At 58.7% G+C, this 25,979-nt stretch carries 21 protein-coding genes and 2 tRNA genes; 7 read left to right on the top strand and 16 right to left on the bottom strand.

Annotated features, from left to right (window positions below; genetic code table 11):
* Positions 1-91 precede the first annotated feature (91 nt).
* The 4 genes from MWH26_RS03255 (at position 92) to MWH26_RS03270 (ending at position 2,195) form a co-directional block, all read left to right on the top strand.
* Positions 92-178 (top strand) — tRNA-Ser (locus MWH26_RS03255).
* A gap of 74 nt (positions 179-252) precedes the next feature.
* A tRNA-Ser gene (locus MWH26_RS03260) sits at positions 253-337 on the top strand.
* A gap of 194 nt (positions 338-531) precedes the next feature.
* Complete coding sequence (locus MWH26_RS03265; protein ID WP_244695208.1) at positions 532-891, top strand: hypothetical protein; 360 nt, start codon at positions 532-534, stop codon at positions 889-891.
* Between the two features lie 35 nt (positions 892-926).
* A complete protein-coding gene (locus MWH26_RS03270; RefSeq protein WP_247976028.1) occupies positions 927-2,195 on the top strand; it encodes a PAS domain-containing protein in 1,269 nt (422 codons plus the stop codon).
* Positions 2,196-2,399: 204 nt separating this feature from the next.
* On the opposite strand, the gene MWH26_RS03275 is transcribed toward MWH26_RS03270, so the two are convergent.
* The 4 genes from MWH26_RS03275 to MWH26_RS03290 all read right to left on the bottom strand — a co-directional run bounded on the left by MWH26_RS03275 (position 2,400) and on the right by MWH26_RS03290 (position 8,938).
* Entirely contained in the window at positions 2,400-3,569 is a 1,170-nt protein-coding gene (locus MWH26_RS03275) for an efflux RND transporter periplasmic adaptor subunit (RefSeq protein ID WP_247976029.1), read from the bottom strand.
* 102 nt (positions 3,570-3,671) lie between these two features.
* Complete coding sequence (locus MWH26_RS03280; RefSeq protein ID WP_247976030.1) at positions 3,672-4,925, bottom strand: TolC family protein; 1,254 nt, start codon at positions 4,923-4,925, stop codon at positions 3,672-3,674.
* A gap of 223 nt (positions 4,926-5,148) precedes the next feature.
* Positions 5,149-8,310: an efflux RND transporter permease subunit gene (locus MWH26_RS03285; protein WP_247976031.1), complete on the bottom strand. Its 3,162-nt coding sequence runs from the start codon at positions 8,308-8,310 to the stop codon at positions 5,149-5,151.
* Between the two features lie 211 nt (positions 8,311-8,521).
* Complete coding sequence (locus MWH26_RS03290; protein WP_247976032.1) at positions 8,522-8,938, bottom strand: hypothetical protein; 417 nt, start codon at positions 8,936-8,938, stop codon at positions 8,522-8,524.
* Positions 8,939-9,420: 482 nt separating this feature from the next.
* Between MWH26_RS03290 and MWH26_RS03295 the strand changes: the two genes are divergently transcribed.
* Positions 9,421-10,698 (top strand): zinc dependent phospholipase C family protein, encoded by a 1,278-nt coding sequence (locus MWH26_RS03295; RefSeq protein WP_247976033.1) that lies wholly within the window; start codon positions 9,421-9,423, stop codon positions 10,696-10,698.
* A gap of 163 nt (positions 10,699-10,861) precedes the next feature.
* Here the strand turns inward: MWH26_RS03295 and MWH26_RS03300 are convergent, their stop codons facing one another.
* From MWH26_RS03300 to MWH26_RS03315, 4 genes are all read right to left on the bottom strand, one after another.
* Entirely contained in the window at positions 10,862-11,044 is a 183-nt protein-coding gene (locus MWH26_RS03300) for a hypothetical protein (RefSeq protein WP_247976034.1), read from the bottom strand.
* A gap of 285 nt (positions 11,045-11,329) precedes the next feature.
* Complete coding sequence (locus MWH26_RS03305; protein WP_247976035.1) at positions 11,330-12,754, bottom strand: TolC family protein; 1,425 nt, start codon at positions 12,752-12,754, stop codon at positions 11,330-11,332.
* Between the two features lie 56 nt (positions 12,755-12,810).
* Positions 12,811-15,891, bottom strand: a complete 3,081-nt coding sequence (locus tag MWH26_RS03310) for an efflux RND transporter permease subunit (protein ID WP_247976036.1) — start codon at positions 15,889-15,891, stop codon at positions 12,811-12,813.
* A 110-nt stretch (positions 15,892-16,001) separates the two neighbouring features.
* Complete coding sequence (locus MWH26_RS03315; protein ID WP_247976037.1) at positions 16,002-17,177, bottom strand: efflux RND transporter periplasmic adaptor subunit; 1,176 nt, start codon at positions 17,175-17,177, stop codon at positions 16,002-16,004.
* Positions 17,178-17,459: 282 nt separating this feature from the next.
* On the opposite strand from MWH26_RS03315, the gene MWH26_RS03320 reads away from it, so the two are divergent.
* A complete protein-coding gene (locus MWH26_RS03320) occupies positions 17,460-17,816 on the top strand; it encodes an MGMT family protein (protein ID WP_244695216.1) in 357 nt (118 codons plus the stop codon).
* A 97-nt stretch (positions 17,817-17,913) separates the two neighbouring features.
* Here the strand turns inward: MWH26_RS03320 and MWH26_RS03325 are convergent, their stop codons facing one another.
* The 8 genes from MWH26_RS03325 to xseA form a co-directional block, all read right to left on the bottom strand.
* Positions 17,914-18,339, bottom strand: coding sequence for a response regulator (locus tag MWH26_RS03325; protein ID WP_244695217.1), 426 nt, complete (start codon positions 18,337-18,339; stop codon positions 17,914-17,916).
* The gene (locus tag MWH26_RS03330) at positions 18,336-19,148 is read right to left on the bottom strand and encodes a sensor histidine kinase (protein ID WP_244695218.1); all 813 of its coding nucleotides are present in this window, start codon (positions 19,146-19,148) and stop codon (positions 18,336-18,338) included. Before MWH26_RS03330 ends, MWH26_RS03325 begins: the two co-directional genes overlap by 4 nt.
* 44 nt (positions 19,149-19,192) lie before the next feature.
* Complete coding sequence (locus MWH26_RS03335) at positions 19,193-19,894, bottom strand: hypothetical protein (RefSeq protein ID WP_247976038.1); 702 nt, start codon at positions 19,892-19,894, stop codon at positions 19,193-19,195.
* A 74-nt stretch (positions 19,895-19,968) separates the two neighbouring features.
* Entirely contained in the window at positions 19,969-20,388 is a 420-nt protein-coding gene (locus MWH26_RS03340) for a hypothetical protein (RefSeq protein WP_247976039.1), read from the bottom strand.
* Between the two features lie 51 nt (positions 20,389-20,439).
* Entirely contained in the window at positions 20,440-21,120 is a 681-nt protein-coding gene (locus MWH26_RS03345; protein ID WP_247976040.1) for a hypothetical protein, read from the bottom strand.
* A gap of 11 nt (positions 21,121-21,131) precedes the next feature.
* Positions 21,132-21,515 carry a hypothetical protein gene (locus tag MWH26_RS03350; protein ID WP_247976041.1) on the bottom strand — a complete coding sequence of 128 codons (384 nt, stop codon included), beginning with the start codon at positions 21,513-21,515 and terminating at the stop codon, positions 21,132-21,134.
* A gap of 80 nt (positions 21,516-21,595) precedes the next feature.
* Positions 21,596-21,814 carry an exodeoxyribonuclease VII small subunit gene (gene xseB, locus MWH26_RS03355; RefSeq protein WP_244695223.1) on the bottom strand — a complete coding sequence of 73 codons (219 nt, stop codon included), beginning with the start codon at positions 21,812-21,814 and terminating at the stop codon, positions 21,596-21,598.
* A 13-nt stretch (positions 21,815-21,827) separates the two neighbouring features.
* Positions 21,828-23,318, bottom strand: coding sequence for an exodeoxyribonuclease VII large subunit (gene xseA / locus MWH26_RS03360; RefSeq protein ID WP_247976042.1), 1,491 nt, complete (start codon positions 23,316-23,318; stop codon positions 21,828-21,830).
* Between the two features lie 478 nt (positions 23,319-23,796).
* Here xseA and MWH26_RS03365 point away from each other — a divergent pair, with 478 nt between their 5' ends.
* Entirely contained in the window at positions 23,797-25,908 is a 2,112-nt protein-coding gene (locus MWH26_RS03365) for a M13 family metallopeptidase (RefSeq protein WP_247976043.1), read from the top strand.
* The last annotated feature ends 71 nt before the right edge of the window (positions 25,909-25,979 follow it).

The following is a 25,979-nucleotide window of genomic DNA, read 5'->3' on the forward strand; positions in this document are numbered from 1 at the left end:
AAATTATCAAAGAAATTTTTCAGCCGTCGTATTGTCCATTAGGTGTTGATGAATACTTTTGCCATCCCAAACCACTCAGTTGGGACCTGTTAGAGAGGTGGCAGAGTGGTCGAATGCGACGGATTCGAAATCCGTTATACCTGCAAGGGTATCGGGGGTTCGAATCCCCCCCTCTCTGCACTGGTTTTTTCAAAGCGTGAAAAAGCCTTTTTTGCTTGCTGTATTCTGCAACGATGCATCCAGCCCAACCCTAGAGGAGTGGCAGAGTGGTCGATTGCGGCGGTCTTGAAAACCGTTGAGGGTTAAACCTCCGGGGGTTCGAATCCCTCCTCCTCTGCAACCGGTGCAGAAACCAGCAAGAAATAAGCAGCCTCTCAGCCGTACGGTTGGGAGGCTGTTTTGCTATGGTTACTACCCACACATAACTGTAAGAGTATCTTCATCTTTAGCACATATTTTCTTGGTTAGTTGCTATACACAAACCCGTGGCGTAGTATTTGTTGAGCTTCCTGCCGTACCTTTATGGTGTCTATGTCTGAACTGCTTTTCGACGTTAACCTGCAGCAACTGCCCGACGATTATCTGACGGGGGACTGGCACGTAGCTGATCGGGTGCTCAACCGCACTAACCCGGCCACTACCCTGGCCCGCGCCGAGCGTTTTCACCTGGAGCCCGGACGGGTAGCTATTCAGGCCCCGGGGCAGCAGGATGTGGGCAACTGGCTGGTGCAGCGAGATACCCTGCTGAACCGTCCGTACCTGGAATTAAACATGGAGCAGGAGCAAACCCGCGCCCTGGTTACGCGTTTGCGCCGCTCCCGCGACGGCACCAGCAGCCAACTGTCCCTGTACTTTCAGTCGGGGATGGAAATGCAGCTAACCCGCCCGTAATTCCCTTATCACCTCTGCTAACTGTATGTTTTCGTATGGCCTTTGCCAATTCTGAAAATCCCAACAGTCCTTCACGCCCCGAAGAAACCCACCAGCCTGTTACTACCCCGGCCTCAACCTTGCTACTTGGTATCGCAGATGCTGCGGGCAACGTGGTGTACGTCAGCTCGGAACTACTGGCCTTCACGGGGTTAACTCTACAGCAGATTGCCACGGAGTGGGCCGCGCAAGTGCACCCAGACGATGTGGCCCGCACGGCCACCCAGTGGCAGCAGGCCCTGGCTGCCCGGCAGGCGTACCAGATAGAGTTTCGGTTTCGGCGCTTTGATGGCCAGTACCGCTGGGTGCGCAGCATGGGCTACCCCCAGCTCAACGAGCACAACCAGGTGCAGCAGTGGGTTATTAACATGGTGGATGTGGAGCAGTTGCGGCAAAGCCACTCGGAAAGTATAGGCTCCTGGGCCGACTTCAACTCCCTGGCCGAACTGATTCCGCAGCTAGTTTGGACGACGGATGCCACGGGCTTTCATACCTATTTCAACCAGCGCTGGACTGATTTTACGGGGTACACGCTGGCCGACAGCGTAGGCCCAGATATGTGGAATAACCTGCTCCACCCCGACGACCAGGCGCGGGCGCGGCAAGTATGGGGCCACTCCCTGGCCACTGGCGACTTCTACGAAATTGAATACCGCTTTAAATCCCGGCAGAACGATTACCGCTGGTTTCTGGGCCAGGCAGTGCCGGTGCGTAATGAGGCGGGCGAAATCATCAAGTGGTTCGGGACGTGCACTGACATTCACGACCAGAAGATGCAGGAATTGGCCCTGCGTAAGCGGGAACAGGACTTTATGACCCTGGCCAATGCCATTCCCCAGCTGGCTTGGATGGCCGACGAAACCGGCGCTGTTGTTTGGTACAACGACCGATGGTTTCGCTTCACGGGCACAACACACGAGGAAATGATGGGCTGGGGCTGGCAGAAAGTCATGCATCCTGACCGTGTGGATGAAATAACCAACGGCTGGAAGCAAGCCCTCCTCGACGGGGAAAAGTGGGAAGACACCTTCCCGCTCCGGCGCCACGACGGAGAGTTTCGTTGGTTTTTAAGCCGGGCCCTGCCCGTGCGCGACGAGGAAGGCCGCATCGTGCGCTGGTGCGGCACCAACACCGACGTAACCGAACAAAAGCAGCTGCAGGAACAGCTCGAACGCGCCTACTCCGACCTCGAGGCCAAAGTTATATTCCGCACCCTGGACCTGGAGCGTGAAGTGCAGGAGCTACGCCAGCGCATAGGAGAGTGAAATGGTGAGATAGTGAAATAGTGAGTTGTATAATTGCCTAGTCTAATGGCAATAGCAGCCCCAGCGGGGCGACACCCAATCGTTCAACGAGCGGTGCCGCCCCGCTGGGGCTGAATATTTCTGTACTGGGGTGTCCTACCAATCTGTTGTCCCGCTGGGGCTACCGTCAGAACAGCAAACTCACTATCTCACTATTTCACCACCTCACTCCTCCGCATCTTGGCCTTTTTTCAGCTCGGCGTCCAGGAAATACGCGCCGTGCCGGACTAGGCGGGTAGTGTCGGGTAGCTGTTCTAGAGGGATGATGGCGACGTCGCCGTTTTCAGTGGCCCCGGTCTGGACTTTGTAGCGGCGGTAGGCAGCGGGACCGGTTTGGGCGAAGATGTAGCTGAACTCACCGGCCTGAATTACGGCATCTTCGGGGAGGGTGCGCTGGCGGGCGCCGGCCGTCTGGATGTGGGCCGACACGTACTGACCCGGCAGCACATCGTCGCGCTCCGGCTCCAGGTGGGCGTGCACGCTTACCGTGCGAGCGTCGTCGTTGAAGGCCTTGCCCACCAGAAATACCCGGGCCCCCATGTCCTCGTTGGAGCCCCGGCTGGGAATCTTGAACAAGATGCGTTGGCCATTCTTTACACGCGCAATATCCCGCTCAAACACCTTGAGTTCTAAGTGTAGGTCGGAGCGGTCCACGATTTCCACCAGCACATCCTGCGGGTTCACGAACTGCCCCGGATTGATGTTCACGGTCTTGACGTAGCCTTTGATGGGCGACACCAGCGGCACCGTGGGCGAAATTTCTCCCTTATCCAAGCGACTCATAGAAAGGCCCAGCATCCGGAGCTGCGCGGCCGTGGCGCGCAGGGTGGCCTGTTCCGATGCATACTCGCTCTGGGCCTGCTGAAGCTTGCGCTTGGCTCCTACATCTTCGGCATCCAGGATCTGCTGGCGCTGTAGCTCTTTCTGCAGGAAGATGACGCGGGCTTTGCTTTGCAGGTAGTCTTGCTGCAGCTTCAGGTAATCGGGGTGGCGTAGCACGGCAACCACGCTGCCGCGCGCCACCTGCTGCCCCGGCAGCACCGCCACCGACTGCACGTAGCCGCCCATCACCGCCGACACGGACGCCCGGTTCTGCGGCGGTACATCAATGCTGCCGTTGGCCTGTACGTCGGTAGTCATGTTTTTCCACTCGAAGGCACCGGTTTCCACGCCCGCGGCCTGCACTTGGGCTGGACTTATGCGCACCTCATCGGGACTGACGGCTGTGGCCGGGGCCGCCGCTTCGGAAGCTGTAGCGGCTGCCGGTTGGTCAGAAGTATTCGGGCCGCAGGCCGCCAGCAGGCTGCTCAGTAGCACGTAGGGAATATATTTCATATGGGAGGAAAGCGAAAATAGCATGCTTACTAAAGCCAGAGCGCGCTTTTTTATGGACAGTTATTACGATGCAACGAACGGCGCGAGACGGGTGGCAGCAGCTTACGGAACGTCGGGGCCGGCCAGGTTTTGCAGGCGCAGGGCCAACTCATTGTACTGCCGGATTTGCTCGAGGTAGGCCGTGCGGATTTGCCAGGAGGGCTCGGTGTTCACCACGTATTCCACGTACTCAATGTCGCCAGCACGGAAGCTTTTTTCGGCGGTATCTAGGATGAGGCGAGCCTGGGGCAAGGCGGTTTGCTCGTAGTAGGTGAGCGAAGTTTGCGCCCGCGTAAGCTGACGGCGCAGGCCCGCTACCTGCCCGCTGAGCTGGGTAGTGGCATAGCGCAGTTGAGCCTCGGCGGCTTGCTCCCCCAACTGCGCGGCCTGGATGCGCGCCTTCTGAATGCCACCCAACAGCGGCACCGCAATGCCCGCCTGAGCCACGTGAAAGCCTCGTTCCTTATTGATGGTCTGGTTGAAGTAGCCCACGCGCACGTCAGGTAGGCGGCGGAGCTGCTCCACCCGCGTCTGGCGCTTGCTCACGTCAATTTCCTGCTCCAGCAGCGCCAGGGTAGGGTTGGAGGCGGCCGTGAGCCCGGCCGTATCGGCGGGGCTGAGCACGACCACGGGCGCCACCGTCGTATCGATGGTGGCGGGGCGACCCAGGTTCAGGAGTACGCCTAGCTGCTGCTGTTGCACCTCCTGATCCGTAAGGATGAGGGCCAGCTGATTCTGCACCTCCCGCATCCGAGCCTCGGCCGATACCTGCTCCAGGCGGTTGGTTTCGCCGGTTTGGTAGCGGATGCGGGCCGCCCGGGCCGCGCGGCGGTACAGGCTGTCCTGGCGCCGAAGCAGGGCCGCTCGCCGGTAGTTCAGCAGCAGCTCATAATAAGTGCTGCGAATGGTGTACGTCAGCTCCCGGCGCTGGGCGCGGGCCCGTTGCTCAGCCGTCAGGATTTGGCCTTCCAGCAGTCGGCGCTGGGCGCCGTACACGCCCGGCAGCGCCGACTGCTGCACGATGTTCAGGCTCTGGTCGCGCAAAGGCCCGGAAATCTGCCCCACCTGAAAATCGACTACCGTGCGCGGCAGGTCGTAGCCGGTGCGGGCCAGCACGCGCTGCCGCTCTATTTCCAGGCTGCCCGTTTGTACCAGCAAACTCTGACGCAAGCCGGTTTGCAGGGCCTGCTGCAGGGTAAGCGGCCCATCAGGTGCAACGGGGCCAGTTGGGGTAGGCGGGGGTAAGGTGCGCGGGGTCGTCTGACCAAGGAGCAGGCTGGGTAAGAAAAATAGGAAAATGAGGAGTGAAATTCTCATGGAGCATATGGCTGTAGAGACGCGACACTTCGCGTCTTAATCGTTGCTGAGGTAGTTTACCTTGTCATTCCGAGCCCAAGCGAGGAATCTGGGTTAGCTTCTTAGCCGGAACCCAGATTCCTCGCTTGGGCTCGGAATGACAGGTAGGAGCCGTACCGTATCTAGTTGTGCTGCCGCTGAGACGCTAAGGGATGCGTCTCGGCCGGGTGCTGAGGGTAGCCGGCTACAACTCATGGTTTTCGCGGGCATCGGCCAAGGCTTCCGGGGTAGATTCTACGGGGCTGGCCTCACCGTCTTTGGTGAAAAGCGTGTAGAGCACCGGGAGCAGAACGAGCGTGAGCAGGGTAGCCGAAATCAGTCCGCCGATGACCACCGTGGCCAAGGGCTTCTGCACTTCGGCGCCACCGGAGTTGCTCAGAGCCATGGGCAGAAACCCTAAGGACGCTACGGCCGCCGTGAGCAGCACTGGTCTGAATCGTTCGGCGGTGGCTTTCAGCACCCGCTCCCGCACCGAGGTTATGCCAATCAAGGCCAGCTCGTTGATGCTGGCAACCAGCACGATGCCGTTGAGCACGGCTACCCCAAACAAGGCAATGAAGCCTACCCCCGCCGATATGCTGAACGGCATCCCGCGCAGCCACAGGGCCAGAATGCCCCCAATGGCGGCTAGCGGAATGCCGGTGAAAATCAGCAGGGCTTGTTTAACGGAGTGGAAGGAGAGGTAGAGCAGCACGAAAATCAGCAGGAGGGCCACTGGCACTGCCACCGCTAGGCGTGACTTGGCCTGCTGCAGGTTCTCGAACTGCCCGCCGTACTTGAGGCTGTAGCCTTCCGGTAGCTTCAGCTTGGCGGTGAGCTGCTGCTGAATATCGGCCACCAGGCTTTCCACGTCGCGGTTGCGCACGTTCACGCCGATGTTGATGCGGCGGCGGGCATCATCGCGCGACACTTGGATAGGGGCGTTGCGGAAGACCACGGTGGCTACTTCTTCCAGGGGCACTTTCTCGCCGCCCGGTAAATCCACGTAAAGGCCGCGCAAATCCTGGATGCTGCGGCGGTTGGTGCTGTCGAGGCGCACGACCAGGTCGTAGCGCCGCTCGCCCTCGTACACCTGGCCCGCCACGTCGCCAGCAAAGGAGGCGCGCAGCAGGGTGTTCAGGTCTGAAACGCGCAGGCCGTACTGGGCCAGCTTTTGGCGGTTGTAGGTCACGCGCAGTTGAGGTAGGGCCGCAATCTGCTCCACCTTCAGGTCGCCGACGCCCGCTAGGGGGCGAATAAGGGCGGCGGCTTCATTGGCCTTGTCGAAAAGCAAGCCTAGGTCGTCGCCGTAAATCTTGATGCTGATGTCGGACTTGACGCCGGAAATCAGCTCGTTGAAGCGCATCTGAATGGGCTGTTGAAACTCCAGGCTTACGCCGGGCACGCTGGCCAGGGCCTCGCTCATCTTGCCCGCCAGTTCCTCTCGCGAGCTGGCCGAGGTCCACTGGGTTTGGGGCTTGAGCACGACAATCTGGTCGGAATCTTCCAGGCTCATGGGGTCGGTAGGAATTTCGGAGGTGCCAATTTTGCCCACTACCTGCTCTACTTCAGGAAATTGACGGAGCAGAATCTGCTGCACCCTCGTGGTGGTGGCAATGCTCTGGTTGAGGGAGGAGCCGGGCGTGAGGGCCACGTTCACGGCAAAGTCGCCCTCATCGAGCTGGGGGATAAACTCGCCACCCATGCCGGCAAACACTACCCCCGCCAGCACCAGCAAGCCCACGGCGGCCCCCGTTACCAGTCCGCGTAGGCGCAGGGCCCCGTGAATGATGGGCTGGTAGCCGCGGTACAAGAACTTCATGATACGGTCGGCCACGGTGCCTTCCTCCTGGATGTCCTTGCGCAGGGCCCAGGCCGACACGGCCGGCACATAGGTCAGGCACAGCAGCATGGCCCCCACAATGGCGAAGCTCACCGTCAGGGCCATGGGCCGGAACATCTTGCCCTCTATGCCAGTCAGGGCCAAAATGGGCAGGTACACGATGAGGATGATGAGTTGCCCGAACAAGGCCGAGCGCATCATGCGGGTGGCGGCCGTTTCGGCTACCTGGTCCATGGTTTCGTGCTCGGCTTTCTGGCGGAAATGCACGAGGTGGAAAATCATGGCTTCCACGATAATCACGGCCCCGTCCACAATCAGCCCAAAGTCCAGAGCGCCCAGGCTCATGAGGTTGGCCGATACGCCAAACGTGTGCATCAGCCCTAGAGCAAACAGCATGCACAGCGGAATCATGGAGGCCACCACCAGCCCGGCCCGCCAGTTGCCCAGCAGCACCAGCAGCACGACCATCACAATCACGCCGCCCTCAATCAAGTTTTTGGCGACGGTGTGAATGGCGGTGTCTACCAGCTTGGTCCGGTCGAGGAAGGGGCGCACGTAGACGCCTTGGGGCAGCAGCCGGTTGATTTCCGCTACCCGGGCCTTTACGCCCTTGATGGTTTGCTCCGAGGAGGCGCCTTTGAGCATGAGCACAATGCCGCCCACGGTTTCGCCCTGGCCATTGAAGGTCATGGCCCCGTAGCGGACGGAGTGGCCGAAGCGCACCTCGGCCACGTCGCGCACCAGCAGGGGCACGTTGTTCACCTGCTTAATCACCATGCTGCCCACATCCTGCAATGAGGCCGCCCGGCCTTCACCCCGAATAAAATAAGCATTGCGGCCCCGCTCCAGGTAGGAGCCGCCAGTGTTGGCGTTGCCCGCTTCCAGGGCCTCGAACAGTTCGCGCATGGTCACGCCGCTGGCGTTGAGGCGCTCGTGATTCACGCTCACCTCGTACTGGCGCACGTAGCCCCCGAAGCTGCTGACATCGACTACCCCCGGCACGCCGGCCAACTGCCGCTTCACTATCCAGTCCTGCACCTCGCGCAGCTTGGACAGGGAGAAGCGCTTTTCGTAGCCGGGCTTGATGCCGAGGCTGTACTGGTAGATTTCGCCGAGGCCGGTAGTGATGGGGGCCATTTCGGGCCGGCCGAGGCCTGCGCCCAGCTCGGCTTCGGCGGTGCGCAGCTTCTCGGCCACCAACTGCCGGGTTTGCAGGGTACTGATGTCGTCCTCGAAGACCACGGTAATCACCGAAAGCCCGAAGCGCGAGGTAGACCGGATTTCCGTTACCCCCGGAATGGTGCGCAAGCTTAGTTCTAGCGGAATCGTGAGCAGTTGCTCCACCTCCTGAGCCGCCAGCGCGGGGCTTTGAGTAATAACCTGAACCTGGTTATTGGTAACGTCGGGAATGGCATCGAGGGGTAGGTGCACGGCCGAGTAGCCGCCCCACCCCACCAACGCCACGAGCATCAGCACCACAAACAGCTTGTTGTGGATGCTAGCCCGGATAATGCGGGAAAGCATAGTAGAAAAGGAGTGCTGCCCTCGCGGGTTGTAGAGACGCATATTCGCGTCGTGGCGCCTGAGCGACTACGCCTAGGCGGTTACAACAACGTCAGCACGCGCCGAGACGCGAAGTGTCGCGTCTCTACACCGTAGCGGCGGAGGCAAAATCAGCAGAAAGAGAAAACAGGCACGTAGTCGCCGGACGCACTCCGTCCGGGGGCGTAGCTGCTTATACTCGGGGTGGTTGTAGCAAGGAGCCGCTGACGCTGAACGTGTACAACGGCCCGGCTGTGCTGTGGTAGCCAGCCGTCGGCCAGCTTTGGGGTGGCGCCGGCAGCAGCACGCGGCCCGTGGGTAGCACGAAGCTGACCATCACGCAATCGTGGTGGTGCTGTTCCAGGGGGAGCTTGTGGTGGTCCTGGGCGTCGCGCTGGGAGTAGGGGTTGCGGCGGTGGTCGGCGCCGTGGGGGCCGTAGTGCAGCACCAGAAACGCCAGGGGCGAGAGGCGGCCGCCAGATAAGGCGCGGTGGTAGCGGAAGTGGCGGGCCAGCTCCGGCAGCTTCCCCAGCTCCGATAAGTCGCCCTGCGGCACGAGGCTACCCACGAGCATCAGGACTCCCAGAAAGAAAGCTACCACGGGTTTCATCACGACAAAGGTAACTCCTGGGGCAGGGAGTTGTTCGCAAAAAGGATGAGGGGTAAGGAATTTGGAATCAATATGAATTCAGGACCGGCGAAAAATAGCCGGGCTGTGACCTCGCAAGCTGTGTGAATATCTAGCTCAACGCCCGTCATGCAGAGCGCAGCGAAGCATCTCGCCCGAATCGTTGGTTTACTACCACAACATCAGCACGCGAGATGCTTCGCTACGCTCTGCATGACGAGCTTTTTTGAATTAAAGCTTCTTACTGCCAACGCAGCCTAAAGATTTTTGCACTAGCCTAACCCCTTGCTAGAAAAAGGAGGGGAACCTGATCAGTAATTTAAACTTCTGTAACTGAAGCTGGCAAGCCAACGCGGCAAAGCGCGGTTCAGCTTGCTTGTATGTAGCTACAACCATGAATTGCAGGCCCGCGTAAAGGCAAAGCTTGCGGTTGAGCTACTTTGCCCGGCCAGGCCTACTGTTCTATGCTGAAATGGATTGTTGGCGTAGTGGTCCTGCTGGGGCTAGCTACGCAGCCGGCCTCGGCCTATTCCGTGCTTACTCACCAGGCCAACGTGGATTCCAGCTGGGCCCGTTGCCTGCTGCCGCTGCTGCAACAGCGCTATCCCGGAGCTACTGAGGAGCAGCTCAACGAGGCCAAAAGCTACGCCTACGGGGGCTCCATTCTGCAGGACATGGGCTACTATCCCTTTGGCTCCGAGCTATTTACTAACCTGACCCACTACGTGCGCTCTGGCGACTTTGTACGCAACCTGCTCGACGAGGCCCACGACCGAAACGAGTACGCGTTTGCCCTTGGGGCCCTGGCGCACTACGCCGCCGATATTCACGGCCACCCGGAAGGTACCAACCGGGCCATGCCCAGCGTCTACCCCGATTTGAAGGCCAAGTTTGGTGACGTCATCACCTACGAGGAAGCGCCCATTCAGCACACTCAATTGGAGTTTGCTTTCGATGTGGTGCAGGTAGCGGCCGGCCGCTACCGCAGCGCCGACTACCAGCGCTACATCGGGTTCCAGGTGAGTAAACCAGTGCTGGAACGGGCTTTCCTGAAGACTTACGGGCTGGAACTAGGTCAGGTGGTGTTCAATGTTGATCTGGCTATCAGCTCATTTCGGTTTGCTGTGCGCAGCCTGATTCCCATTGCTAGCCGGGCCGCCTGGCAGTCCCAGAAAAAGGATATTCGTAAGCTGAGCCCCCAGGCCCGCCGCCGCGAATACGTGTACAAGGAAAGTGAGCGGGAGTACCGTCAGCGCTACGGCACCGACTACGAGCACCCCGGCACTGGGGCCCGCATCCTGTCGTACTTCGTGCGGGTGCTGCCGAAAATTGGGCCGCTGCGGCCATTTGCCTTTAAGCTGCCTACTCCCGAAGCCCAGGAGTTATTCAAAGCCAGCTTCCGAACCGTGATGCGCAATTACTGCACCCTGCTGGAGCAGGAACCTCAGGATACGGCTGTGGCAGTAGGCCCCCAGCTACCCAATGCCGACTTCGACACAGGTAAACCCACCAAGCTAGGGGAGTACGCCCTAACCGATGAAACCTACGGCGAATGGCTCCGGAAGCTGGCTGACAAAAAGTTTGACCACCTAACGGCCATCCAGCGCCAACACTTGCTGGCCTTCTTTAGCACGCCGGTTCAAGAGCCAGTGGCTCAGGAAGAAAAGGAGAAAGAGAAACGCAAGGAAACGCTGGCGGCCTTAGAACAATTGCGGACAGCTCAGGTGCAACCCGCACCGTAGGTTCGGGCTTTGTCTTGGCTTTAAAAACCTGCCGCCCCAGCCGCTTATCTTCTAACCCTTAGCAGGTGGTAGGGATGCAGCAGCCGGGGCGACGGACGTATATGGTGCGTAGGTGTGCTTACTTACTTCAGGCCCACCATTATAGCCACAACAGCGCAGCTTACTAGCGCCGGTTGGCCCGGTAGGGGCGGTAATTGGGGCGGTGCAGGTGGTACTGTCCTTTCAGTTTGGCCCGCACGGCGGGCAGCAAACCGCGGCCACCCAACGCCTCCGCCGACGATTCAGCAAGCAGGCAGAACGAGAGGGCAAAAAGGACAAGGCTGAGGCGAAGTACAGAAGCAAACATGTGCAGTAGATGGGTAGTGGCGCTGATGATGAATCAAAACTACTGTACCGCTTCCCATCCAGGGACTTTCTTCGTTCGACCAGGCTAACTGCCCACTGAAAGGAGGTTTTTTTTGGCTGAAGGAATTCTCTATCCGAGAATAAACGAGCCGAAAAGCAACAACGCCCCGACTGTTAAAGGTCAGGGCGCTGAAAAAAGGATTCCGTGTACCGCTGGCTTGCGGTAGGTACTACCGCCTAATTCGTAGACCTGAATGATAAGCTAGCACCAAAAGCCCAGCTCGCACTACGGCTGCGTAGTGCCTTCCTGCACTAGTCCGCTGCTCAAGCGGCGCAGCACAATTTCGGCTTGTTTGGCTTGGTAGCGAATATCGAGTAGGCGCACTTCAGCGTCGAGTTGGGTGCGCTGGGCTTCCCGTAGGGCCAAGGGCGTTAGCAGGCCTAGGCGGTAGCGCTCCAAGGCAATGGCCACGTTTTCGCGGGCCAATAGGATGTTGGCCTCTTCCAGCTCCAGCAGTTGCAAGCGGTTTTGATACTGGGCCCAGGCCTGTTCCGCCTCGGCATCCAGTTGTAACTGCGTCTGGTCGAGTTGAAGCTTGCTTTGCTCCTCGGCAATGCGCGCATTTTGCTCGAGGCGGTTGCGGTTGAAGCCGTCGAAGATGGGCACCGAGGCCACTACCCCGTAGTTAAGCCCAAAGGTGCGACTGGTGTTGGTAACTAGCTGGGTGCCAAAGAAGGCGGCGCCGTTGATGTTGCGGTTCAGACCGTAGCCTGAGGTAAGCCCGATCTGCGGAAAGCGCGAGGCGCGCACCAGCCGCCGGTCGTAGGTAGCCACTTCCGTGTTCGTCCGGGCTTGCTGCAGCCGGGGGTTGTTCTGCCGTATGGCCTGAAGCACTACATCCCGGTTCAGATCCTGGGTTACCACAATGGAATCCTGGGGCTGAAAGTTAAGGTTGGGGTTGCGGCCCAGCAGGTTGTTAAGAGTGATTTTGGCAGTTTTTAGGGCTTCCTGCTGCTGAATCAGCGCCGAACGGTCGGCGTTATAATCTACGCGGGCCGTCAGTACTTCCACTTTCGCGCTGACGCCTACGTCCACGCGGGCTTGGGTTAAATCAATTCGAGCCTGCCCGATTTTCAGGGCTTCTTCGATGGAGTTGATCTTCCCTGATTCGCGCACAACCACAAAGTAAGCATCCGTTATATCGGCCACGGTTTCTTCCACCGTGGCGCGGGTAAGCTGGCGCTGGCTCTGCTCCAGCGCCTGCAGCCGGTCGTAGGCAATGAACATCCCAAACCCGTCGAAAATGGTCCAGGTAGCCGCTACGTTAGCGTTCAGCAAGTTGGATTGAGCCCCATTGGCAATGCTGGGCTCGGGTCGGCTGGAGGACTCTTGCCGCACATTGTTGCGGTTAAATGTGCGGATGAAGTTGCCGTTGACGGTAGGAAGCTGCCCGGCGTTGCCGCGGGTGACGTTGTTCTCGGCCAGGCGCACATCCTGGCGGGAAAGCCGAATGTTGTAGTTGTTTTCTACCCCCATGCGAATGGCATCGGCTAGGGTAAGAAAGGGCGCAGCGGCTACGGTTTCGGGCTTCTCCGTCTGGGGTTTGCTCTGGGGCTGGGTGGTGGGCTGGCGCGTGGGTAGCACCGGCTGCTGGGCCAGCAAGGGGAGGGGAGAGGCCAGCAAAAAAGCAACAAGAAAGGAACGACGCATGGGGGAAATCAGCGGCTGAAAACCGAGCGGTTGGGATAGAACGAAAGAGGGCACGATTACGCCGCAACTGCTTTTTCTTCGGCGGCCGGTTGCTTGTGCTTTTTGGCCGTGGCGAAGTAGGAATACATAACGGGCACCACATACAGGGTTAGGGCCGTAGCAAAAAACAAGCCGCCCACTACCCCAATTCCCATGGCCCGGCGACTCAATGCCCCCGCCCCGGTAGCTACGGCAATCGGCAGAATACCCAGAATGGCGCAGAGCGAAGTCATCAGGATGGGGCGGAAACGGGCGGTAGCGCCTTCAATTAGGCCGGTCATGTAGTCCTTGCCATTCTCAACCTGCTGGTTGGCAAACTCCACAATGAGAATACCGTTTTTTGTCACCAGCCCCACCAGCATGATAATGCCGATTTGCGAGAACAGGTTGAGCGTCTGGTTGAAGTACCACAGGCTCAGCAGCGCCCCGGATAACGCTAGCGGTACCGTCACCATAATGATTACCGGGTCGCGGAAGCTCTCGAACTGCGCAGCCAATACCAGGTAAATCAGCACCAGGGCCAGGCCGAAGGCGAAGACCAGGGAAGAAGAGCTTTCCTGGAAGTCGCGGGAGGCGCCGGCCAGCTCGGTGGAGAAGGTGTCGTCCAGGGTTTTGTCGGCTACGGCTTGCATGGCGGCAATACCGTCGCCGAGGGTGCGGCCGGGCGCCAGGGAGGCCGAGAAGGTAGCCGAGTTGTAGCGGTTGAAACGGTAGAGCTGGGGCGGGGTACTGCTTTCCTGCAAGCGAATCACGTTGTCAAGCTGGATCAGCTCCCCATCGGCATTCTTTACCGAAAGCAAGCGTACATCCAGGGGCTGGCTGCGGTCCTCGCGCGCCACCTGCCCGATAATTTGGTACTGCTTGCCCTCCCGAATAAAGTAGCCGTAGCGCTGCCCGCTCAGGCCAGATTGCAGGGTTTGGCTGATGCTTTGAACTGATACGCCCAAGCTTTGCGCTTTCTCCCGGTCGATGTTTACGCGCAGCTCGGGCTTGTTGAACTTCAGGTTTACATCCACGAACTGGAAGGTAGGGTCTTGGCGAGCAGCATCCAGAAACTTGGGCACCGCCGTGCGTAGCTTATCAAAGTCCTGGGTTTGGATAACAAACTGTACCGGCAAGCCGCCTCCGCCCCCGCCTATGCTTTGGTCCTGGGATACGGAAGTACGGGCGGCGGTCAGCTTCTTTACCCCAGCGCTGAGTTTGTCGGAGAGCTGCTGCTGGGTTTGCTTGCGCTCATCAGCATCCAGCAGGAGCACCCGGGCCGTACCCGAATTAGAGCCGCCCCCAAAGCCCGGCGAGGTCACGGCAAATACGCTGCTCAGGTTTTGCTCCCCGGTGGTGTCCATGGCCAGTTTGGTAAGCTGGGCCATGTAGGCATCCATGAACTCAAAAGAAGCGCCTTCGGGGCCAGTAGCATTGATGTTTACGCGGCTACGGTCTTCGATTGGCGCCAATTCAGACGGAATTGTTTTCATGAAAAACCAAATGCCCACGCCCGTACCTACTACCATGAGCCACGCCATCCAGCGGTTGCGCAGAAAGCTTTCCAGGCTGCTTTGGTAGCCCCCAATCATCTTCTCAAAGAAGGGCTCAGTTTTGCGGTAAAACCAGTTATGCTTTTCCTGGCGCTTGAGCAGCACGGAGCACATCATCGGCGTCAGGGTCAGGGACACGAAAGCCGAAATCAGTACCGAGCCGGCTACCACAATGCCAAATTCCCGGAACAAACGCCCGGTAATACCGGTCAGGAATACTACCGGCAGGAACACGGCCGCCAGTACAATGGTCGTACTGATAACGGCCATCAGAATTTCTTCGGAGCCTTTGATGGCGGCCGTCTTGGGGTCTTCGCCCGCCTCAATACGGGAGTAAATGTTCTCCAGCACCACAATGGCGTCGTCGACTACCAGACCAATGGCCAGTACCACGGCCAGCAGCGTGAGTACGTTGATGGAGAAGTCCATCAGGTACATCACGAAGAAAATCCCCACCAGCGACACTGGAATGGCTACCACCGGAATGATGGTCGAGCGCCAGTCGCGCAGGAAGAGGAAGATGATGATAACTACCAGCACGAAGGCCTCAATGATGGTATGCTCCACTTCATTGATGGACTTGCGAATGAATACCGAGTTGTCGAAGCCCGGCTTGAGCACGAGGTCCTTGGGTAGGTCCTTGCCGTAGAGGGCAATGCGTTGGTTGAACTCGTCGGCAATGTCAATCTGGTTAGAGCCCGGCTGCGGAATTACCGCCAAACCCACCATCGGCACGCCATTTACCTTGAAAATAGTCTGGTCGTTTTCGGGGTAGAGCTCGGCGTAGCCAATGTCGGAGAGCCGCACCAACGACGATTCATCCTGGCGGATAATCAGGTTGTTGAAGTCTTCTATTGTGCTTAGGCGGCCCATGGTCCGCAGGGTCAGTTGGGTTGCCTCGCCCTGCACCGAGCCGCTGGGCAGCTCCACGTTTTCGCGGGTTAGGGCGGCTTGCACATCCACGGGGCTTACGCCCAGGGCCGAGAGCTTCACGGGGTCCAGCCACAGGCGCATGGAGTACTTCCGCTCCCCGTACACCCGCACCTCCGACACGCCCGGAATCGTTTGGAGGCGCTCCTTGAGCGTGTTGTTGGCGTAGTCGGTTAGCTCCAGCAGGTTGCGCCGGCTAGAGCTAAGGTAGGTCATGACAATGGGCTGGGAGTCGGCGTTGGCCTTGCTCACCACAGGCGGGTCGATGTCGCGGGGTAGGCGGCCCTGGGCCCCCGAAACCTTGTCGCGCACGTCGTTAGCGGCGGTTTCCAGGTCGGCGTCGAGGTCAAACTCCACGGTAATCTGGGTGCGGCCGTCGCGGGAGTTGGACGTCAGGTTTTTGATGCCCTGGATACCGTTCAAGGCTTCTTCCAGCGGCTCCGTCACCTGGCCCTGCATTACGTCGGCGGAGGCGCCAGTGTAGGAAGCCGATACCGTGATGATGGGCGGGTCGACGCTGGGGTATTCCCGGACGCTGAGGTAGCGAAACCCAATCACCCCGAAAATCACAATGACCAGGCTCATCACAATGGCGAGCACCGGCCGATTTATGCTAGTTGATGATAAGCTCATGAGTTGTTTTCACGCAGAAGTTCGCAGTGGGAAACGCAGTGTCTCGCAGCAAGGGGCAACGGTTCGCACGAAACCATCACGCTTTCCACTGCGAGACACTGGGTGAAATCTTACTTAGTGACTCGTACGGCGTCGCCAGGTTTAACCTGCAAAATACCAGTCCGAATCACGGAGTCCCCGACGGCCAGGCCGTCGGTAATCTGAATCAGGCGGGAAGAGCGGACGCCAATCTTCACCTTCTTCGGGACCATTTTGCCGCCTTGCACCGTGTACACGCTGTAGCCATTGGCTTCCGGTATCACGGCTTCGGTGGGCACCTGCAGGGCACTCGACGTTTCACCTAACTGCAGGTTTACTTTCACGAAAGCCCCGGGGCGCAGCTCATTGTTGGTGTTGGCGTAGCGGGCGCGCACGGTTTGGGTGCGGCTCACGGGGTCAATCTGCGGGTCGAGGGCATAGACCTTGGCCTCGTACTTTTTGTTGGAAGCCTCGTCGGTGATGATAATCGGGTCGCCGGTGCGCACTAGGTTGGAGAAGCGGCTGGGCACCGTGAAGTTAATTTTCACCGGCTTGACCTTGGAAAGGGTTGTTATTTCGGCGCCGGGGCTAACGTAAGTGCCCACTGTGGCCGTAGTTAGGCCCAGCACCCCGGCAAACGGAGCCCGCACGTAGGCTTTAGCCAGGGAGGCGCGTAAGGTTTGCAAGTCGGCCTGGGCCGTGAGCAGCTGGTTGTTGGCCTGCTCGTATTCCTGGGCGCTGATGTATTCCTTGTCGAGCAGGGTGCGCTGGCGCCGCTCCTGGTCGCGGTAGAGCTTGATGTTGTACTCCTGCTTGCGCAGGTTCGACTGAATTTCGTCGGCGTTGATGCTGAACAGCAATTGCCCCTTGCTTACTGGCTGGCCTTCCCGGATGTTGAGGCTGGTAATCTTGCCCGAAATTTCACTTTTAATAACTACCGATTCTTCGGCCAGAATAGAGCCCGTTGCGGCTACCTCATCAGCTAGGTTCGTGGCCCGTACTACGTACACTTGCACCGGTAACTTCTGGCCGCCGCCGGCCCCGCCTTTGCCACCCGCACCGCCGGGGGCACCTTTACCACCACCCGCGCCGGCTCCTTTTCCGCCGCCGCCTTTGCCTTCGGCACTCTGGGAGGGAAAGTATTTTATCTTGATGAAGGCCAGGGCGCCCACAACGGCTAGGGCTACCAGCAGCCAGATGATGCGGCGGCCCGCGCCACCGGAGCGGGTTTCAGTTACTTCTTGTTCGGTTTGTTGCTGCGTTTGCATGTAGCTACTACAAGTGAGGTGCCTGACCCAGTGCCATGCGTAATGAAAGGTGCAACCGTCAGAACGCTAACCATTGGCATTAAGTTGGGGCAGGAGGAGGGGAAGGCGAATGATGGGGGTAAGACACAGAAAAATTGAGTGGGTTGCTTACCACAACGTACTCCCTACCCGTACCCAAGGCCAGTAACGGGCCATCCGGGACTAAGCACGGAGGCCAGCGGCTGAGGTAGCTTCTTCCCTTAAAAAACCAGAAACTCGCGTCCAAAACAGAAGGCAAGCAGCATGTCCATTCCGCGTAACCCCACCGAAAAGCAGCGCAATTTCTTTCAGGAAGTACATGAGGTAGTGCGCCTAGTGCCCGCGGGCCGGGTTACTACCTATGGCGCCATTGCGCACTACTTGGGCGCCCGGCACGGGGCTCGGATGGTAGGCTGGGCCATGATGGCCGCGCACACGGCCCATGCCTACGTACCGGCGCACCGGGTCGTGAACCGCAATGGCCTGCTCACGGGGCGCCAGCACTTCGCGTCGCCCACGGCCATGCAGGAAGCCCTAGAGGCCGAAGGCACCGCGGTGCAGGAAGATCAGGTAGTGGACTTCAAACGGTTGTTTTGGGACCCGCTAGCAGAGCTAGAATAAAACACCCCTGCAGCAGGAAAGCGGCTGCTTCCGTACTGCAGGGGTAGAGGTAAGTACTCGAATAAGGTTCGGCGAGGGGCCGATGGCAAGTATCTCGTTAGAACGAGGCCGTTAGCAGGGTGCGGGAGCTGCCGGGGTTCGGGCGGTTATCAAATACGCTTTGTATGGCTCCGCGCACTTCTTCCGGGCTAGCGTTTTTGAGCAAGTAGCCGTGGGCTCCCTCAGCCCGCAGAGAATCAATTAGTTCGGGCTCATCGTGCATGGAAATGATGATGGCGCGCACCTGCGGGTACTGCGCCCGTAGCAGGCGCACCGTTTGCAGCCCGTCTAGCACGGGCATTTGCAGGTCCATCAGCACCACGTCCGGCATGTTACCTTGGTCGAGGCGCTCCAAGAGTTCCTGCCCGTCGCCGGCTTCAAACAAAACCTCCATCCCAGGAAAACCGCTGATAAGGGCCCGCAACCCCTTACGAAATAGGATATGATCGTCAACTACGGCTAAGCGAATGGTGGTGGCACTCATAGGACTGAGGAGGGAGCGGTTTGAATTGTAGAAAGGTACGGAATGGGTAAGGAAATCCAAACCCGGGTTCCCTCCCCCGGCGCTGATTCGTGGCGCAGGGTTCCGCGTAGTACGCCAACTCGGCTGCGTAAGTTGGTTAATCCCAGGCCAGTACGAGTTCCGGGAGCGGGCGGCTGGTCGGGTAAGGTAGGGTCAAAGCCTACCCCGTCGTCGGAGTAGCGTAGGGCCAGCTGCTCCAACCCAAATTCAACCACAATATGAATATGGGCGGCGTAGGCATGGCGCAAACCGTTGCCCAGCAGCTCCTGCACCACCCGGTACACAATCAGCTCATACTTGGGGTCGAGGCGGCGGGGCTGGCCTCGTTGCTCTACCTCTACCTGGGTAGGACCATCGACGGGCACCGTGCGGGCCAGGGCTTCCAGGGCGAAAGGCAGCCCGAATTTTTGGAGGGCCGCCGGCAGCAGGTTTCGGGAAATCCGCCGAACCTCGTTAATAGCCTGGTCCAGCAAAGAGGATGCCTCCTGGGTAAGCTCCGGCTGGTCTAGGGTGTTGAGGTGGAGCTTGACAATGGCCAGGGTGGTGCCCACGCCATCGTGCAGGTCGCCGGCAATGCGGCGGCGTTCCTCCTCCTGGGCCAGCAGGGCCGCTTCCAGGGCCTGCTGCTGGGCGGCCTCGTGGAGCTGCTGCAGTTCCAGCTGCTGCTGAATCAGGCGCCGCTGGTAGCGCACCACAAAGCCCACGATACCCAGCGCCAGTAGCAGCAGAATGGGTGTCACGAGGACCAATGGGATAAGCGCGTCGGGCATAGAAAGGAGCAAAAGCCAAATTTTCCTGTCCAAGATACAGGGTTTTACTTGATCAGATGCTCTGAAAGCACCCGATACTGCGGCGGCTCGGTGGGTGGGCGCCAACCCAACCGGAAGCGCAACCAGCGGGGCAAGCCCTGCCGAACAGAACGGCGTCCGGGAAACAGGTAGAGTAAATAACACACCAGCGCAATCTGCATAATCCGGATGGGCGGATACAGGGCTAAGCTCAATAACTCAAACTGAACATCTGAGAGGGAAGTAAAGCCCGTAAACCAGCCTCGTTGGTACAACTCCTGGGCAGTAATAAGCAGAACTGTGCTTGTGTAATACAGTAACACAAGGGAAGAAAAAACTAATTCAGGATTCTTTTCAGGGTAGGTATGCGTGGTTGGTTTAAGTTGCCAGGCATGCACTAGAGCCAGTAGCGCCAACAGAGAATTGCCCGTAAATCGCCCAATAATATTAATGCTAGTCAGGAATGGGTCGACTGTGCAGGCGCTAACAACTTCAACAATTATAAATAGTAGCCACGCTAATTTTATGATATATTTTCTTTTAGTATAAATAGAATTAAAAACTATGCAAAGCATAGTGACATCAAAAACAGTAGATATATGAAAAGCGGGACTGTTATTGTGTAATATTCTCCGGCAAGCAGCATCTATAATAACGCACAGCTCATCTAAAATAAAATAATAAAAAAGAGGCCGGAAAGAGTTAGGGATAAACTCTTTTCGGCCCATGTAAACTGCAAGCGGTACTACAGATAGCATGCTGCATATCCTGATTACAATAGAGAGGCAAGAAAGCCAAAAGCTCACGCCCCCGTCTGCAAAGGGCTGGTTGGGTCACACACCGTAGGGCATTTCGACGAACCATCTCCCACAATTCCATCATCGGTAGCTGGCTGCCCACCTGCAGCGGGCCGAGGTACCATATCGTAGCCGTTGGCATCAACGCCCACTACCAGTAATTGGTACGAGTCCTTGCTTTTATCGCCCGACAGGTCTTCCTCTATGCCCATGTAAAACCGGAGGCCTACGCAGCCTTCTTGGGCCTGAATCTGATCTAGCAGAGCATTGCTAAAGTAGTAGGCGTTAATCTTTTGGCGCCCCGCGGCATCAAGGCCATTGCCAGGCTCGCGGCGGTAGTTCTTCGTCCATTGCTCTGCCGTGCCAGCCGGAATGGGCGCACCCGCGTTGGGATTAAAGCCAGGAATTGGGTCGTCGAGGTTCATTGCAAAAGGAAAGTAGGACAAATGGAAGTGCGGGAGGGGGCTGGCTAACAATTAGCACCTGGTAGGTTGCCCAGCAGGTAATTTAGACAACAGAAATGACTGAGTTAAAAAACCTGATAACACGAACAGCATAATATTATTTACGGAATACAGCAGGGTGTTTCCTACACTGTCGTTGGTGGCAACAAAATGGTTGCTGAGGCTATACACCATAATAGTGCCCGCCAAATAAAGAATAATGCCGATGCACGCTACCGTAAATGGCCTTTCCAGTATAGGGCGTATGGCAGGCTTGTGAAGTTCCTGCTCGAAATAAAGCAAAGCGAATGAGATACCCAGAAAGCTTTCTAGCGCTAACGTGTAGGAATTCAGCTGGCCAAACCCTTCCAGAACAAAAGAATCTAGCGCGGCAAATAGCAGAAATGCTACCAGAAGGGAATAAAACCAATGGGCAGATAGCCGCAGCGCGTGTCGGAAAGCAAGTAAATAAAAAATAGTTTCGCCGACCCCTGATAAATGGCCAACTATCATATTTTCTCGCCATAAATATCCGGCCAGCTTGAGCAGGCCAAAATGCAGGGCCATGAAGCCTGCTAACCCTGTTAAGGCACGTAGGGAAGCCGGCAATTGGGACCACCGCCAGAGGCCAATCATACAGGGAACAAGCATGCCGGCATACGCTACTGGCTCTGATTGGTCAGCGAGCCGCAGCAGCCAAGACGATGCTTCCATACGCGCTAGTACTAGCTATTTAGGGTATTCTGTACACTACAACTGGGGGGGCATATTTTGCCCGGACCAATAATGCCGTCGTCGTTGGTAGTAGTGGCAAAGGAGTTGCTTTCGGCCACTAGGCTGTCGGCCGGCAGCAAAGACGAGGTCGGTAGGATATCGTTTTCCTGCTCATCGGTTCCAACCAGCACTAGCCGCCGCTGATTCTCCGCGTCGCGCCCGTAGTACGCCCGAACTCCCGTGCAGCCTGGCTGCGCCAGAATGGCTTCTAACGTGGCTCGAGAAAAGCAGTGGCCTTTCACGCCATCCGCATGTTGGCTGCGGTAACGGCGGGTCCAGTCGCTGGCCTGATCCAGGGTGAAAGAAGAGGGTAGCGGTTCAGGTGAGGAGGACATAACGGCAACAGGAGGAAGGGGCAGAATTACTGGTTTCAAATATACCAGATTAGGTATGCAGCGCAAGCTGCGGCCCTTTTCTATTCCCCGTCTTCGTCTTCTTCCTCCAGGTTCTCGAACACCTGATCAATGGCTGACTCCGCGGAGCGTAGTTTCTGTTTGCAGAGCCGAATCAGCTCGGCGGAGCGCTGCACGCGGGCCGTTAGGTCGTCCACGTCTACGGCGTCGGTTTCCAGGGCGCGCAGAATGGTTTCGAGTTCCTCGATGGCTTGACGATACGTAAGATTTTGAGAAGGCATAAGGAGTGCAGAGCTAAGAAAGTAACAGGGGTAGCTGCCCGCCGATGCGGGCCGGTACTACCGCATCGGGGAGGCGCAGCAGCACCTGCTGGCCCGCGCGCAACGGACCGGTAAAGGGCTGGCCCTTGGGCGTGAGCAGGCGAATGGTTCCGCTTGCTGGCTGGGTGTTAAGCTGCGCCAGGCGCAACTCGGCGCGGTGCAGCAAACGGGTGGCGGCTAGCTCCAGGGCGTGGCGCTGGCTCAGGAGCTGCTCGCAACGCCGCCGGTGCAAGCGACGGAAGTGGCGGGCCAGAAGGCGTCCGCGGCGGCGCAGCCCCTGCTCGTGGTGGCGCACGGCGCCGCGGGCGGCTCGTTGCAGCTGGTGGCGGCGCTTGGTCAGCTGGTGTTCCTGCTGCCGCAGCTGGGCGCGCGGGGTAGCGGCCGCCTGCCGGATGCGTTGGTGCAGGGCCGCGCGCTGGTCCTGCAACTGGCCGTGGGCCGCTAGGTGAGCGTGGCGTAGTAAGCGGCTAAGCCGGCTGTTTTCTACCTGCACCCGGGCCTGGGCCAACTCCCGAATGCGGATGCCGTAGCCTTCCAGCGCCGCCTCCAGGCGGGCCAAGCGCTCAATTAGGAAGGCAGCTACGGCCGTGGGGGTTTTCAGCGCCGTGTGGGCCGTGAGGTCAATTACTGCTTCGTCGCGCTCGTGGCCAATGCCCGTCAGCACCGGGAGCGGGAAGGCTCCCACGGCCGCGGCCAGTCCGTAATCATCAAAGGCCAACAGGTCGGTTTTCGAGCCCCCGCCCCGGATGATAACCACGGCATCGTATTCCAACCGCCGCCCCCGAATGGCATCCAGCGCCGCCCTAATGCTGGCCGGAGCGTCGTCGCCCTGCATCAGGGCCGGGAAAAGAGTTAGCGAGAAATCGTAGGGAGCCTCCTGCAGTTGCTGCACAAAGTCCTGCCAGCCGGCAGCGGTAGGCGACGAAATGACGGCTACCCGCTGCACGCCAATGGGCAGGGTTAGCCGTTTCTGGCGCTCTAATAGGTCTTGAGCCTCCAGCTTGCGCAGGGTTTCCAAGCGCAGCCGGGCCAGGTCGCCGACCGTATACGTGGGGTCGAGGGCCAACACATCGAGGCTGAGGCCGAACTGCTCGTGAAATTTCACCTGCACCCGCAGCATCACCTTTAGGCCCGTGCGCAGGGTTAGGCCGGTTTGCTCCTCAAATACGGCGCTCAACTGCTGGAAGCGCTGGCTCCAGATGGTGGCCCGAGCTTGGGCTTTCAGCTGGGCCCCGCGGCCAGTTGTGTGCTGATCGGTAAGGGTAAGGTAGCAGTGGGCCCCGTCGAAGCGCGGCAGCGTGAGGTCCGCAATTTCGGCCACTACCCAGTAAGAATCCGCGAACCGCTCGCTCAAGGTTTGGCGCACCCGGGCCAGCAGCTCGCTCAGGGGCAGGGCCGCGGGTGGCAAGGCAGGAGAGTTGGCCGAGGAAGGCCCCGGCTCGGGGCGGCGGTTATACAGTGGCATCCGGTGCGCAAGTTACGCAGAAGCAGGTGGTGAAATCGTGAGTTAGTGAAATGGTGAGCCGGTGATTAGGCAGGTTAAAACCGCTTATCGTCCTGACTTGTCATCCTGATGAGTGTGGAGCACCTTACTACACTAAACTGTGTGGATAGTAAAGACTTTTGAGGTAAAAAAGGCCGTCATGCCGAGCCGGAGGCGAAGCATAACGGCCTTTCAAACAACTGTTCACATAGCCTAACGCACGTCATTGCTACGATATCGTGCTCCTGTGTAAGGTTCTTCGCAAGCGCAGAATGACAGGCAGTTTTAACTAACTCAATCACTTAGTTACCGAACCACCATTTCAGCATTTCACCGCCTTGCGGGCAACGTGCAACGGTAGGGTGTGGTCATTGCGTTCCGCCCAACGAGTGGCCGCGGCCAGGAATTTATTTTACCTTGCTTAACCGAATCGTAATTCCACCTTACCATTTTCTTTTCCATGAAAAACCGCAATAGCCTGACGTTGGCGGTAGTAGCGGCGGCTGGCCTTTCGCTGGCGGGCTGCGCCTCTAGCAAAACCGCCGCACCCACGGCGGCCGCTACCACGCCGGCTCCCACTACCCCCGCCCCGGTGGCTGACCCTCAAGGAGTTGGCCTGAACGTGGCAAACATCGACAATACCGTTACCGCCTGCGACAATTTCTTCCAGTACGCCAGCGGTAACTGGCTCAAGAACAACCCTATTCCGGCTTCTGAAGTACGGTGGGGCTCGTTTAACCTGCTAGCCGACCAGAACAACGCCGTCATGCGTCAGATTCTGCAACAAGCGGCAGCCAACACCTCAGCTGCCAAGGGCACCAACGCCCAGCGCGTCGGTGATTACTACGCTACGGCCATGGATTCCGCGGCCATTGAGCAAGCTGGCCTGAAGTATTTGCAGCCCGAGTTGGCGCGCATCAATGCCATTAAAGACCTGAAAGGGTTGCAAAACGAAATTGTGCGGCAGCAGCTGTACAGCACCGGCGCGTTCTTTAGCGCGGGCGTAGGGCAAGACGAGAAGAAAAGCACGGAGTACGCCTTCCAGCTCTACCAAGGCGGTTTGTCCCTGCCCGACCGGGACTACTACCTCAAGGACGACGCCCGCTCCAAGGGCATCCGTACCGCCTACCAAACCTACCTCACCAATACTTTTAAGCTGCTCGGCGACTCGGAGGCAACTGCCGCCAAAAACGCCGCGGCCGTTATGCGCCTCGAAACGCGCCTGGCCAAAGCCAGCCGTAGCCGCGTGGCCCTGCGCGACCCGCAAGCCAACTACAACAAGATGACGGTGGCCGAGGCCAACAAGCAGTTCCCGAACCTGGGCCTACACCAGGCCCTGCAGGCCATGAAGCTGGGTGCCGCCAAAACGGTGATTGTTGGTCAGCCGGAGTTCTTCAAGGAGGAAAGCGCCATGCTGAAGCAGGAGCCGCTTGCCGACCTCAAAACCTACCTGCGCTGGCACATGGCATCTTCCCTGACCTCGGCGCTGCCGAAAGCGTTTGGCGACGAGGCATTCCGCTTCTCGCAGGTGCTTACTGGGGCCAAGCGCCAGCAGCCCCGCTGGAAGCGCATGAATGCCGCCACCGACCGCGCCCTGGGCGAAGCTTTTGGCCAGCTCTACGTCGATAAGGCCTTCACGCCGGAAACCAAGCAGAAGGCCCTGGAAATGGTGCAGAACATCCGCGAAGCCATGGGCGAGCATATCCGTCAGTCGGATTGGATGAGCGAAACCACCAAGCAAGAAGCCCTGAAAAAGCTGAACGCCTTCACGGTGAAAATTGGCTACCCCGACCAGTGGAAGGACTACTCAGCCCTGACCATTTCGCGCGAGTCGTACCTGAAAAACGTGCTGGCTGCTCGGCAGTGGGCATCCATGGACAACCTGTCGCACTACGGCAAGCCGATTGACCGCAAGGAATGGGGCATGACCCCGCCCACGGTGAATGCTTACTATAACCCACCGATGAACGAAATCGTGTTTCCGGCCGGCATCATGCAGCCCCCATTCTTCGACCCCAAGGCCGATGACGCGGTGAACTACGGCGGCATGGGCGCGGTTATCGGCCACGAAATCACCCACGGTTTCGACGACCAGGGCCGCCAGTACGACGCCGAAGGCAACCTGCGCGACTGGTGGACTAAGGAAGATGCCGCCAAGTTTGAGCAGCGCGCCGACATGGTCGGCAAGCAGTACTCGGCCTTCTCGCCCCTGGACTCGGTATTCGTGAACGGCAAGCTGACCATGGGCGAAAACCTGGCTGACCTCGGCGGTCTGAACATTGCCTACACGGCTCTGCAGAAGCAGCTCAAGAAGCAGTATCCCAACGGCAACGCCCCCAAGTACGACGGCTTCACGCCGGAGCAGCGCTTCTTCCTGGCCTGGGCCCAGATTTGGCGTACCAATGCCCGGCCTGAGTACCTACGCCAGCAAGTCATGACGGACCCGCACTCGCCGGCCCAATTCCGCACCAGCGGCCCCCTGATGAACATGCCCCAGTTCTTCGAGGCTTTCGGGTGCAAGGACGACGCCAAGATGGTGCGCGCCCAGGCTGACCGCGCCAAGGTCTGGTAAGTTGGGTAAGTATGGTTTGATACCAACTACAAAGGCGGCCCGTGCTAAGCGGGCCGCCTTTTCTATTTTAC

The organism is Hymenobacter sublimis (genome assembly GCF_023101345.1).
GTDB classification, from domain to species: domain Bacteria; phylum Bacteroidota; class Bacteroidia; order Cytophagales; family Hymenobacteraceae; genus Hymenobacter; species Hymenobacter sublimis.